Origin of the sequence: Burkholderia sp. BCC1208 (assembly GCF_902833095.1) — a bacterium.
In the GTDB taxonomy this organism is placed as follows: Bacteria; Pseudomonadota; Gammaproteobacteria; order Burkholderiales; family Burkholderiaceae; genus Burkholderia.
Genome location: NZ_CADFDY010000007.1, coordinates 154915 through 168083 on the forward strand (window position 1 = coordinate 154915; position 13169 = coordinate 168083).

Genomic DNA, 13169 nt, shown 5'->3' on the forward strand with positions numbered 1-13169 from the left:
CTGGGCGCCGCGCCGTGCAGTGGCTCAGGGTATTCCCGAGCGGCAACCGACGGTGTGCACCAAAGCAATTTAGCAGCTTCTGGTACGCAAAAGAAATTTATATGCTTGGCCGTCATATGCGCGTCAAACGCCCCACCGGCCCCACAGGAGACACCATGCTGCAAGCCGTGAACCCCGTCATCCCCGGCATCGCCGCGATCGCCCCCGAGCTCGTCGAAGTGCGCCGCCGCATCCACGCCCATCCCGAACTCGCATTCGAAGAAACGCTCACGAGCGACCTCGTCGCCGAGCTGCTCACCGGCTGGGGTTACGACGTGCATCGCGGTATCGGCAAGACGGGCGTGGTCGGCGTGCTGCGCGAAGGGCAAGGCACGCGCACGGTCGGACTGCGCGCCGACATGGACGCGCTGCCGCTGTCGGAAACCACGGGCCTGCCCTACGCAAGCCGCCACGCGAACAAGATGCATGCATGCGGCCACGACGGCCACACCGCGATGCTGCTGTGCGCGGCGCGCCACCTCGCGGCGACGCGCCAGTTCTCCGGCACGCTGAACCTGATCTTCCAGCCCGCCGAGGAAAACTTCGGCGGCGCGAAGGCGATGATGGACGACGGCCTGTTCGACCGTTTCCCGTGCGATGCGATCTTCGCGATCCACAACATGCCGGGCCGCGCGGCCGGCGACATGGCGTTCCGCACCGGCGCCGCGATGGCGTCGGCCGACCGCGTGACGATCACGCTGCGCGGCGTCGGCGGCCACGGCGCGATGCCGCATTTCGCGCGCGATCCGATGTCGGCCGCCGGCAGCATCATGGTCGCGCTGCAGACGATCGTCGCACGCGAGGTCGACGCGCAGCATGCGGCCGTGATCACCGTCGGCAGCGTGCAGGCCGGCGAAACGTTCAACATCATTCCCGAAACCGTCGTGATGAAGCTGTCGGTGCGCGCGCTGAACGCCGACGTGCGCGCACTGCTCGCGCGCCGCATCGAAGCGCTCGTGAAGGGCCAGGCGGAAAGCTTCGGCGTCACCGCGGAAGTCGACTACGACTATGGCTACCCGGTGCTCGTCAACCACGCGGAACCGACCGCGTTCGCGGCCGACATTGCACGCCAGATGCTCGGCGCCGAGCGCGTCGAAATCGAAGCCGCGCCGCTGATGGGCAGCGAGGATTTCGCGTTCATGCTCGAAGCGCGCCCCGGCTGCTACGCGTTCATCGGCAACGGAATCGGCAGCAAGGGCGGCTGCATGGTGCACAACCCCGGCTACGACTTCAACGACGACATCCTCGCGATCGGCGCGAGCTACTGGGTTCGCGTCGCCGAAGCCTGGCTCGCGGCCTGACGGCCCTTCATCACGCAGTTCCGCGCTCAAAGCAAGGGAACCCCATGGAAACGTCCGCCCTTTCGTTCGCCGGCACGCCGGTCGATGCCCGTGCCGCCGCCAAGAAACGCCGGCTGATCGCAGCCGCCGCCGTCGGCAACGCGCTCGAGTTCTATGACTTCACGGTCTACAGCTTCTTCGCGATCCTGATCGGCAAGCTGTTCTTTCCCGTGCATTCGTCGTTTGGACAACTGATGCTCGCGGTCGCGAGCTTCGGCGTCGGCTTCGTCACGCGTCCGCTCGGCGGGCTCGTGATCGGCATGTACGCGGACCGCGCCGGCCGCAAGAAGGCGATGATCCTCACGCTGCTGCTGATGGCGTTCGGCACCGCGATGATCGCGGTCGCGCCGACCTTCGCGCAGATCGGCATCGCCGCGCCGCTGCTGCTCGTGCTCGCACGGTTGCTGCAGGGGTTCGCGTCGGGCGGCGAAGTCGGCGCATCGACGACGCTGCTGCTCGAACAGGCGCCGCAGCATCGACGCGGTTTCTATGCGTCGTTCCAGTTCTCGAGCCAGGGGCTCGCCGCGCTCGCGGGCGCACTCACCGGCGTCGCACTGACGTCGACGCTGAGCGCCGCGCAACTCGAAAGCTGGGGCTGGCGCGTGCCGTTCATCATCGGCACGCTGTTCGTGCCGATCGGCTACTGGCTGCGCCGTACCGTCGAGGAAGTGCCTGCCGCCGTGCCGGCCGCCACGCACGACGAGCCGGTCGCATCGCTGCCGCTCGCCGACGTGCTGCGCCATCACGGCAAGGCCGTGTTCGCCGGCCTCGGCGTGACGATCGGCGGCACGTCGATCCACTACATCATCGTGTTCTACATGGCGATCTACGGCGTGCAGGTGCTGCACTTGCCGACCTGGTTGTCGATGACGGCGGGCTGTGTCGCCGGTGCGATCCTGATGCTCGTGACGCCGATCGGCGGCCATCTGTCGGACGTGTACGGGCGCAACCGGATCGTCTGGTGGACGCGCATCGTGCTGATGGTCGCGATCTATCCGGCGTTCATCGCGCTGAACCGTTGGCCGGGCGCCGTGTCGCTGCTGTCGATCATCGCTGCACTGTCGATCGTGCATGCGATCAACATTGGCGCGACGGGGGCGATGCTCGGCGAGTTGTTTCCGCGGGCGGTGCGTGCGACGGGCGGTGCGCTCGTGTACAGCGTCGGCGTCGCGATCTTCGGCGGCTTCGCGCAGTTCTTCGTCACGTGGCTGATCGCGGCGACCGGGAGTCCGAATGCGCCGGCGTGGTATGCGATCGGCTGCGGCGCGATGACGTTGCTTGCGATTCGGTGCATGGACGAGAAGGCGGGGAAGGCGTTGGATTGAGCAGCGGCCGGTGCGCGGCACGTGATGACGCGGCGCACGCGCATCAAGCATGATGCGCTCCATCGTCACACCACGACCACACTTCGACTACGCCCCGCGCGAACGCCTTAGCCGGGCTCGCCTGATTGCGCTAACGACGGTCAATCTGACACAGTTGACATGCGAGCGAGGGTTCCGCTTCGTGGAACTCATGCCCAGCTTATACCGGATGACCGACGCACTGAACACGTTGGAGCAATTTCGTTCGCCAAGCGAAACGTCGTCGAACGATTACTGCCGGTCAAGCCACATTCGACTGTTGTGAGGCTTCGAAATTATGATAGCGACAGACGAAAGCGCGTTCATTGAAAACAGCTTGAAAACGTCGATCCCTCTGCTCGACCTCTACCTGTCGCGCTACACCTCCGCCAACAGCTTCACGCAGTTCGTCTTGTTATCGAAGAACGACGGCTCCGTGATCGTTCGTTGCCCGATGCGGCCGAGCCTCGCGCGGATGTCCGATGTTGTAGCGTTACACAAGGCTCGAAATCACGTGACAACCGCATGTAGCGCGATGGCCGTGCCGCGCTATCGGAATGCCGTTGTCCTTCATCGACTCGTCGCCTTCCTCGATGACGTTCGGCGACACGTCCGGATGCTCCGGGCACGATACATGGTCACCTTTGCGGGCAACGTAGCGGCCATCGAATTTCATGCTCGATGAACCCGTTTCGACTTTGCCACCGTGATCGGTATCATCGCCGACTCGAATAAAATTGATCATCTGCCGGGTACCCGGGGGAAGTGAAGAACAAATTCACCAGTTTTTAAAGAAATTAAGTCTGGCCACACAAGCGTTGTGCTCTTCCCGCAACTTTGCTGCGGTCATCTTGCAATTCAAATCCACATATTTAACCCAATCTGGATTGCTTCCATCTGGTGTGCTTTTTATCAATTTAGATATTACCTTGTTAGTGTCTCCGCTTTCGTAAAGATTCGCCATGACGGAGAGCGATCGTCTGAAATCATCCATGCCAATAGATGATCCTAAGTAGCGAATTTCATTCGTTCTCACCTCTGTCGCCGATGTCAAACAAGTCCATTTGTCGATAGACGCCTCCGCTCCCGGGGCGGTGGCGTCAAAAGCCGCATTGCAATATTTCTCTTTATATGTAACCCACGCCCTTTGGGCTAAGATGAGATTTTGCTTCTCCAGAGGAGCCGCTTTCCCCAGAAATTCACTGTAGCTTCTGTTTAATATTTTATCCGCCTCCTCGTAATTTGTTTGTGCACAATTGGTTAACTCCGCATTGGTTTGGCCATTACAGACTACCTTCGAAAAGGCTGCGCTCGAAATCATCACCAGTACAAAAAAAGCAATATTCTTCGTCACAATTTATCTCCAACAATCACAAGTCATACCTTTCTCGAACAGAACTGCCTCCTTCTCTCGCCGTTTGAGCAGGCCGTCGTTCCCGGTTCCTTCCCATAGTACTTTCATGGCACGTAACTGTGCCGCAACTTCCGGGAGGTTCTTATTCTGAATGGCTGCTCTAATGTTTCTCATGTGAACCCGTGTTTTTTGTCCGGGCTTGTCTTCAAGCTGAGCCCCGCGATTATAGACTAAACTGAGCAGCGCCCCTTGACAATGAGGATGTAGTTCTGTCGTACCTGGGAATGCATCAACGGTAAATTGAGCGTAACGTTGCTTAACCCTCTTGGCCATCTCGAGGGCTTTGGGTTCGGATATTTTTATATCACTAAAAGACGGAATAAATGCACGCGCCGCGTCCCCTCGCTTCCCGAGCGCGGTTAATAGCAGGGAAATCTCTTCCTCAGTAAAGAATCCATCCAAATCAACGCGAACCATTGCTTCGGTTTGTTGTCCCAAGTCATAGCCGTAACCAATTGTTACACCACTGGACTGGCTATTTTTAGGAACATACGGAATTTCACCAAATCCTTCCGAATCGAGAATAAGGTGAAAACCTTCCACGGAAGCATAGAACATTCCCTCCGTGGTGTGAAATTCCAGCACGTCAGTTTTACATTTTTGGCTACAACCAGCCATAAAATTTCCAATCAAACCGATCGGATGGAGGTGCCAAGGCGAAAGGTCCGTGGGGAAGCCATCGACACCCTTGATTTCCTCCCACCACTGAAGCTTCGCGAGCCGATCCAGTTCTGTCTTCCACATCTCGGTCTGCTTCTGCATGAGCGGGCTGAGTTCTTCCCACTTGCCCAGACCGCCGCCCCATTCAGTTTCATTGCGCACCACAAGATGCGACACCGCTTCGGCCATCCACCGCGTTTCCAGTGCGTGTTTCAGTTCCTTCGCCGTCACCTTCCCGTCGTGGTCCGTATCGATTGCCTTTTCAAGCTTCGTGATGAGTTCGCCAGCGTTGACCTTCGCCGATTCCCCCATAAACTCAGTCCCTTCCTCGTCCGCTAGATATTGTTCGGTCGTATGGATATGGCGTTTGAACATGTCGGCAGGGCTGACGCTGCCGTTGTCGACCAATTCGAAACCCGGCCATTCCCAAGGACTACGAAACTGTACGTGTGGGTGATCTGTGTCGCACACCCAGCCTTTCAGTTCCGAACCGTCCTTCAAACCAATCGTGATATTCCACCAATGATGGCCCTTGTCATCAATTGCGACGCTGCCTTCACCGAGTTTGTCAAGTTCGGTACGACGAAGCACGTCTCGGAAATCCGCTCCCGGCCCGCTCGCCTTGGATACGTCCAGCGGAAAGTTCTGCCATCCAGCAACGTTCGCCGTGCTGATCGTGTTCGCCAGACTGCTTTCGACCCACAGCGGTTTGCCAACGTCCGCGAACGTTTGCTTGGCCTTCTGTTTGCCCTTCGCGGGCACATTTGTCACACTCTTGGGCTGAACCCTGATCCAGCGCGAACCCTTTGCATCGCCTATCGGCACGAGCTTCAACCCGGATTGGGTCAGCTTCTGATCCGGCGCGGGCACTTCGCTTACCAGCTTGGCCCCCGGCTCGATTTCCAGAAGCGGTTTGTTTTTATCGTTCAGTTCTTTCGCACGCGCACGGCTTTGATCAATGAAGTCTTTCAGGTCCGGCCCCGCGAACACTTCGAGATGCAACATCGGGTAGTTCGACTTGGGCGGTATCGGACTGGCCTTCATGGGCCATTGATACTGACCGACATGCGCGACGACTTCGCCTGCCTTGACGTGCTGCGGCTCCTTCAGGATCACGACCGTATCAAGCGGTTTCGGATCGACAACGGCGTCCAGTTCCCCTTTGAACACGTAGCTCCACTGTGCTTGGGGAGATACCGGCTTACCCACTTCGGCAGACAAAACCGTGCCCGGTTTTATGGCCTTGATCTTGATCCAGTCCGGGTGTGCAGGGTCGCCTTCGCCCGCAATGATTTCGGCTCCGGTCGGTAATATCCCGATAATCTTGCTCTTGCCATCCGGCAACTCTCGAATGTGCAATCCCGTCTCGGGAGCCGGTGGTGCGGCATCTTGATCGCTATTCGGAGGCGGCGGTGCGTCCTGATTGGTGTTGTTAATCGGCAGATCGTCAGCCCCATCGGTCCGCTTCGCGGGCAGCTGCGCAGGCGCTTTCGGCTTCGGAACGGCTTGCTTGTCCTTCGCCTTGTCGCCCACCCGATAGTACCGGTCGCCTTCCCAATATGACATCGGTGACGGAAGTGGCTGGTCCGGATGCCGGTCCGTTTTCGCTTGCCCCATCCCCTTTTGATAGGTTTCCCAATCCATCGTGTGCATATACAAGCTGAAGAACACGAGGGATTTGTCCTTCGCCGGTTTGCTGCTGGGCGGGTTGTCGGCGGGAGCGGGTGTCGGAGGCGTGGCGGTACTCGATGCGGGCGCGGGAGCCAACGCCGGTGCCGAAGCCGGTTTCGCGGGTTCTGTCGGCGCCGGTTTCGGCGGCAATTTCAGTTCGTGGCGAACCAGTACAAAGCCGGTCGAGTAGTGCGCCAGACCAACGTTGTTCGGGTACGTCGTTTCCTCGTATTTCGTGTTCAGCCGGTACGCCACGATTTTGCCGTCCGCAATCGCACGCACGCCGCTGTCCTGCTTCAGCATTTCCGCGCTGCCGTCGGCGAAATGCACGCCGCCGTGCCACATGCCGCTGACACCGAGCGGATAAAAGCCGTTTTCGCACTTGGCCAGCGCCGTGAAATAGGTCATCGGGTCGGCTGCGTCGTTCTTGCCTACGGGCGTGAACGGGTAAGCCCAACTCAGTGGCGTATCCGCCGGTTCGGCAGGTTTGGGGGCCGATTTTGGAGCGGCCGGTGGATGGTGCTTCTTTTTAGGCGTTGTCTTGCTCATGATTCCCGACTCGGATTCGGTTTCAGGATTTCTTGTATTGGAACGATCCCCCCGCGCGGTTTAACCGGAGAACACCGTGAAACGACCTCCGTCGGCCGATACCGGCGACGAATGCAGCGGATTTTTCAGCGTGCCGCTTGCCGCTCCTGCTTTCTCCCAATTCGCGCACTTTTCTACAATCTGGCCCGACGTTGCGTTCTCGATCATGTTCGCTGTCAGCTTGATATACGAGCCGTTCGCGCCGATCCAGATTTCATCGGCCGACAGATACATCTTCTTGCCCGCCGTAATCTTCACATCTTGCGAAGCAGCCAAACTCATCGAATCATTCTGCGCCTGAAGGTCTATCGGGCCGCTCGCCGCGTAGATCTTGACGCCGAGTTTTTCCGCAAACAGGCTGATTTGCTCCAGCACACTGGCGAGTAACGCCCGTCCGGCCGCGAGGTTAATGTCTTCCCCCGCAACCAAGTTGGTCTGCTTGTTTGCTGTGATGTGCGCCGATCCTTGGGTCGATGCGGCTATGCCTTCCGGGCTCGACAGCAGCATGATCGGCTTCGCAAAACCGTTCGCGTTGCCCGTGCCGCCGCCCGCCGTACGCCCGCCCTTGCTCGTGCCCGCCACTACGTGCTGCGTGGCATCGGTGAAGGCTTTCAGCGCGTCGTGGCCGCTTTGCTGGCTTTGCGCCCGATTCGTCTGGCTCGCCTTCGACGTCGTCGCCAGCATTGCTTCGGCGCGGGTAAGCTGTTCGGACGCTGCCGTCACACTCAGCGGCTGGGTCGCGGCGGGTTGCGTCGAAACATAGAGCCCTTGTTCGGCCCGCACCGCACCGTAGCCCAATGACTTGAGGTCAAAGCCCTGCCCGATGAACGCACCACGCGTGTTGCCCGAATGCTGGATCAGATAGCCCAGATGCAGATGCGAGCTATAACTCGTCGAGTACAAGTGCACGCGGTTCTGCCCGCTGGCGTCATCCATCATCAGTTGGTTATAACCTTCACCGCCGTATTCGCGCGACAGCAAGCCCGAGGTCAGCCCATGCGTGTGCCATTCCGGCATGCTTTCGCCGCCGTGCATTCTCGACAGAATCACCGGGCGATCGCAATCACCGTTGATGAAGCCGATCAAAACTTCATCGTTCTTGCGCAGTGGAAACATGCCGCCGCGCTTGTGGCCCGCGTCCGGCATCGCCGCGCGTATCCACGCCGATACGTTCTGGTCGCCGTCATTGAGTCGATTGGACGTCAGCCGGATCTTCGCTCGCAGCATCGCATCCGTATAAATTTCTTCGCCCTCCGGCCCGCCGACGATGCCCGTCTGAAGCTGCATGATCGGTTTCTTGTGTTCGAATGGGCTACGAAACGCGACGCGGCGCCGTTGCGCTTCGATTTCGACGCGGAAGAATCCAACGCCGCCGTCGTCATGACGCACGGACGAACCCGCACCGCTCGCGCGCGCCTGCTCGACTTCAGCGCGCAGGCTCCTGCGAAAACGCATCAGGTTGTCGAGTCCCGGCACGTTGTTCTGGATGAGCCAGCTTACCGAGAGAATCGCCATTTCACGATCCTGATCCGGCTGCGCATCATGGACGGGGTGCCCGGTCAGCACCCCATAGCGGCCAGGCCATGCGCAACGCAACGCGCCCACACCGTAGAAGCGTTGCGCGCGTGAGCGCCATTCTTCGGTGACAACGTTTGCCTGAGCCTCGCCCATGTCGCGATCGGACCACGTATGCGCCCCCGTGTATTCGTACTGCTCGCCCAGCCCCGGTACATCGTCAAGATCGAACGCGGGCATCATGACGTGCTTCGAAAGATCCGGACGCTTGTAGTCGAACGTGCCCGTGTCGAGTTCGGCCGTCTGAATTTCTTGCGAGTCGATCCACTCGCTAAGACCATCGAATTCCTCGTCCTGTACCGAGCGGCTAAACGAAATGGTTTTTTGCTTCAATTCGGGAACCGAGAAAAGATCGTCCATGATGACGACCTTGTGAGACTTGCCGTCCTGCGCAATATCGAAACGCGGAAAAAGACCGAGCTCTTCGAATGTACGATGCACGTAATTCCAGTCGGATTCCCATTGCATCCGCTGAGAATACGAACGCAACGCTTGGCGCAGTTGCCAGGTAAAGTTACCGGCAGCCTGCGGATACTTTCCCAGCACATCGGACACGGTTTGTTGCGCAGGTGTCTCGATCCAGTCGCGCCGGTCACTGCCGAGGCGCAGCAGCGCGAGGAATGAATTGAAGCGGAGTTGATAGTACGTATTGGCTCCGTCCCCGCCCAAGCGACTGAACGCAGTCACATAACCGTGAATCGGCATTTCGCTGCCGTCCGTTTGCCGAATCCACAGCGTCACGGATTGCCGGATTAGCGCCTTCGCCGGAATCGTTTCGAGTCGCGTCGACGTTGCGTCGATCGTGAATTCGAAGTCTCGCCCAAGGCACGCGCGCCCCCGGACATAAAGCGGGACCAACCAGTCTTCGCCAAGCGGCGTATCGAGGCGGACAATTCGTCCGTGTTGCACGTATTGCGTGCGCAGTGCCTTGTTCAGGAGATCGGAAACCATCAGGCTACCCCGTACCGTGTTGTAACAAAAACGGCCGCCGGGCAGCGCCGGGCGGCGGATTGGTATCTCGTCGAAATAGGAAAAAGCTCAGAATTTTCCGGCCACTGCTGCGGTCTTCGGCATAGACACGATTCAAGCCGCACACCGAACCGAGCTGGAATTCATCATATCAAATCCAACTCGGATGCAACTTACGTCACGCTTTCGAGCACAACGATATCGGCCGGCCGCACAAGCACGCAGGCCGTGAGGGCATTGCATTCGGCAGCGGTAGCGACAGCGCCCGTTGTAGCCCGGGCCAGCCAGATAGCGACAAATCGCATAACCGTTGTTTGCTTCAAATTTCCAGGCAGTAAATGTTAGAGAATGTGAACCCATCGAGCGCGTACCGCTGGCAACGCAATGCTCATGCACGTCATGCGCACTCGGCGAACCGATGACTGCGCGACGAGCGGCCGCTATATGACCCTCGCAACCGCCGTAAACGCAAAAAGACACGGACCTTCACCGCCCGTGCCTTTTTCACCTGCACAAACCGCCCGCGCTCAGAACGTATGCATCATCCCCACATACGCGCCCGTCTGCGACTCGCCCGTCATCGGGCTCGTCCCCGACGTTGCGTCGCGCGGCGTCGCGAGCAGCGAGAAGTTCGAATTCCCGCCGTTGCGCACATACGCAACCGTGCCGTACAGGAACGTGCGCTTCGACAGGTTGTACGTGGTGCCGAGCACGTACATCATCGCGTGCCCCGACGGGTCGTGCGACGCATCGCCGCCGCCGTCACCCACCTTCACGTAATAACCGCCGCCCGTCACGGCCCACTGCGGCGTCGCCGAGTAGGTCGCGCCGAGCCAGTAATGATCGGCGCGGTCGGCAACCCCGGCCGGGCTGTCCGGCGCCTGGTAGTGCGTATAGGCGCCCTGGATCTTGAACTTCGACACCTTCACGTTCGCGCCGACGAAGTACTCGCGCGACGCCGTGAAGATGTTGCTGAACTTGCCGTTGTTGTCGCGCAGCTCGTCGTAGATGCCGCGCACGTCGAGCACCGGCGAGTGGTACGAGATCATGATCCCGTCCGAGCGGCCGAAATCGTCGGCCGCGCCGTAGTTGAAGCCGCGCGACTGGTTGCCGAACGCGTATTGCGCCTGCACGTCGAAGCCGCCGATCACCGGGCTGTGATATTCGATGTTGTTGCTGCTCTGCTGCCAGTTGCGGCCGCGCACGAGCGACGCCGACGAAAACGCCTGCTGGACGAACGGATCGAATTCCCACACGCCGTCGCTGTCGATGAACAGGTTGCGGCCGGCCTGCAACTGGCCCCACGTGTTGCTCTTCAACCCGACGTACGCGCGCCGCGACCACATGCGTCCACCGCCCGTCTGGCCGTTCATCACCTGGAACGCGGTTTCCAGGTTGAACACCGTCGACATCCCGCCGCCGAGATCCTCGACGCCCTTCAAACCGAACATGCTGGTGCCCCAGTCGCCACTTTCCGCGCTCCAGCGCGTCCCGCTGCCACCGTTCGGCTTCGCGATGTGGTTCAGGTATTCGATGCCGCCGTCGATCCGGCCGTATAGCGTGACGCTCGTCTGTGCAAGCGCGGCCGCTGGCGTGGCGGCCGCAATCAGCCATGCGAAGTATTTGAGTCGCAAAATGATGCCCCCTCGAAGTCTCGACCGTCCGACGCGCGCCCCATGCACGCGCCTCGGGTCGGCTTACCCGCGATCGAGCGAAAAACGTCCGGGGCCGGCCGCGCAGAGCGCGAGCAAGCCGCCCGAGATCGCGATGTTCTTGTAGAAATGAATCATGTTGTTGATCTGCTCGCCGCCCGTCATCGTCCAGTAGTGGTGACCGATAATGGCGGTGCCGATCGTATACAGCGCAAGCAACAGCGCGAGCGGCCTCGTCTGGAAACCGACGAGGATCGCAATCCCGACGAACAGCTCCATCACGACGGAGATCGCCGCGGACACGATGGGCGCAGGCGCGCCTTCCGAACCCATGAACGCGATCGTACCGGAGAAGTCGATAATTTTCTTCCAGCCGAACATCACGAACAGGATCACGAGCAGGATTCGGGCAAGCAGCAACAGCACATCGCGCTGGGACGCGAGAAACGGTTGATTCGGTGTCATGGTGTGATCAACGAAAGCGATGCGCGCACCCGCACGCAACGGATTGCCTGTGAACCGGGGCGGACGGCCATCCGCGCCGTCCGCCCCGCTCTGCAACAACCGGCATCGGGGTCCGCCCGATGTGCTGTGCTCCTCCTCTTTTACGTTGTCGCCCTGCTTCGTCGCGTGCCGCGTCAGCGCAGCTTCGCGACGTCCTGCTCGGTCACCTTCGCGGCCGGATTGCCGAACTGCCCGGTGAGGTAGTTCGTCAACGCGGCGATCTGCGCATCCGACAACTCGTGGCGGAACGCCGGCATCCCGACGTCCTCGCTGCCGGCCTTGCGCTGCACGCCGTTCAGGATCACCTGCACGAGGTTGGTCGGATTCGACGCGCCGACCGTCGAGTTGTGGAACAGCGGCGGGTAATAACCGTCCTGCGTGCCCTTGCCCTGCATCTGGTGGCAGGTCGCGCAGTTGCCGAGATACAGCCGTGCCGGATCGATGCCCGACGACGCGAGCGCGACGCCGCGCAGCTTCAGGCCATCCTCGGCCGGCTTGCCCCACGACGAGCGCGATTGCTTCGCGTCGCCGCTGGCGACGGCCGGCACCGTGCGGATGTACGTGGAGATCGCGCCGATGTCGGCTTCGGTCATCTTCGAGAAGCTGTGCTCGATCGCCTCGGCCATCGGGCCGGCGGCCTGCGCGAGGCCCGGCACGCTGCCGGTGCGCAAGTACTGGACGAGCTGCTGCTGCGTCCAGCCGCCGATCCCCGCGTTCGGGTCGGACGTGATGTTGTAGCCGTCCCAACCCGCGAGCACCGAGCCCGACAGGAAGCTGCCGCCCGTTTCGTCGAGCGACTTCTCCTGCATCGCGATGCCGCGCGGCGTGTGGCACGTGCTGCAGTGCGCGAGGCCCTGCACGAGATACGCGCCGCGGTTCCACTCGGCGCTCTGCGCCGGCTTCGGCTGGTAGACGCCGTCCTTCAGGAACAGCCAGTTCCAGATCTTCAGCGGCCAGCGCATGCTCAGCAGCGCGGGAATCTCGTTCTTCGGCGGTGCCTGCTTGACCGGTTCGACGCCGTGCATGAAGTACGCGTACAGCGCCTGCACGTCGTCGTCGTTGATCTTCGCGTACGACACGTACGGCATCGCCGGGTACAGGTTGCCGCCGTTCTTCGACACGCCGTGACGCACCGCACGCTCGAAGTCGTCGAACGTCCAGTTGCCGATGCCCGTATCGGGATCGGGCGTGATGTTGCTCGTATAGATCTTGCCGAGCATCGGCACCGGCATGCCGAGGCCGCCCGCAAACGGCTTGCCGCCCTTCGCGGTGTGGCACGCCATGCAGTCGCCGGCGACCGCGAGGTATTCGCCGCGCTTGACCTGCGCCGGATCGGCCGAATCCGCCGCGCGTGCGAGGCCGGGCAGCGCGAGGCAGCCGGCGAGGAGGAAGGTGAGAGTAGATTTCCGCACGG

9 protein-coding genes and 1 pseudogene are annotated in these 13169 nt (G+C 60.7%); 3 read left to right on the forward strand and 7 right to left on the reverse strand.

Features of this window, described 5'->3' with window-relative positions; genetic code table 11:
* Positions 1-155: 155 nt before the first annotated feature.
* The 3 genes and pseudogenes from HWX09_RS18040 to HWX09_RS33965 form a co-directional block, all read left to right on the forward strand.
* The gene (locus HWX09_RS18040; RefSeq protein ID WP_027780825.1) at positions 156-1340 is read left to right on the forward strand and encodes a M20 aminoacylase family protein; all 1185 of its coding nucleotides are present in this window, start codon (positions 156-158) and stop codon (positions 1338-1340) included.
* 44 nt (positions 1341-1384) lie between these two features.
* The gene (locus HWX09_RS18045) at positions 1385-2704 is read left to right on the forward strand and encodes an MFS transporter (RefSeq protein WP_027780826.1); all 1320 of its coding nucleotides are present in this window, start codon (positions 1385-1387) and stop codon (positions 2702-2704) included.
* A 316-nt stretch (positions 2705-3020) separates the two neighbouring features.
* Positions 3021-3173: pseudogene (locus HWX09_RS33965) on the forward strand (hypothetical protein); the annotation flags it as partial.
* Positions 3174-3215: 42 nt separating this feature from the next.
* On the opposite strand, the gene HWX09_RS18050 reads toward HWX09_RS33965, so the two are convergent.
* From HWX09_RS18050 to HWX09_RS18080, 7 genes are all read right to left on the reverse strand, one after another.
* Positions 3216-3467: a PAAR domain-containing protein gene (locus HWX09_RS18050; RefSeq protein ID WP_080681162.1), complete on the reverse strand. Its 252-nt coding sequence runs from the start codon at positions 3465-3467 to the stop codon at positions 3216-3218.
* A 33-nt stretch (positions 3468-3500) separates the two neighbouring features.
* Positions 3501-4076, reverse strand: coding sequence for a lysozyme inhibitor LprI family protein (locus HWX09_RS18055; RefSeq protein WP_155257264.1), 576 nt, complete (start codon positions 4074-4076; stop codon positions 3501-3503).
* A 3-nt stretch (positions 4077-4079) separates the two neighbouring features.
* Complete coding sequence (locus HWX09_RS18060; protein WP_027780828.1) at positions 4080-7016, reverse strand: calcium-binding protein; 2937 nt, start codon at positions 7014-7016, stop codon at positions 4080-4082.
* Between the two features lie 60 nt (positions 7017-7076).
* A complete protein-coding gene (locus tag HWX09_RS18065; protein ID WP_027780829.1) occupies positions 7077-9581 on the reverse strand; it encodes a type VI secretion system Vgr family protein in 2505 nt (834 codons plus the stop codon).
* A gap of 545 nt (positions 9582-10126) precedes the next feature.
* Positions 10127-11233 carry a porin gene (locus HWX09_RS18070; RefSeq protein ID WP_027780830.1) on the reverse strand — a complete coding sequence of 369 codons (1107 nt, stop codon included), beginning with the start codon at positions 11231-11233 and terminating at the stop codon, positions 10127-10129.
* A 63-nt stretch (positions 11234-11296) separates the two neighbouring features.
* Positions 11297-11716: a DoxX family protein gene (locus HWX09_RS18075; RefSeq protein WP_027780831.1), complete on the reverse strand. Its 420-nt coding sequence runs from the start codon at positions 11714-11716 to the stop codon at positions 11297-11299.
* A 173-nt stretch (positions 11717-11889) separates the two neighbouring features.
* Positions 11890-13167, reverse strand: a complete 1278-nt coding sequence (locus HWX09_RS18080; RefSeq protein WP_027780832.1) for a cytochrome c — start codon at positions 13165-13167, stop codon at positions 11890-11892.
* Between the last annotated feature and the right edge of the window lie 2 nt (positions 13168-13169).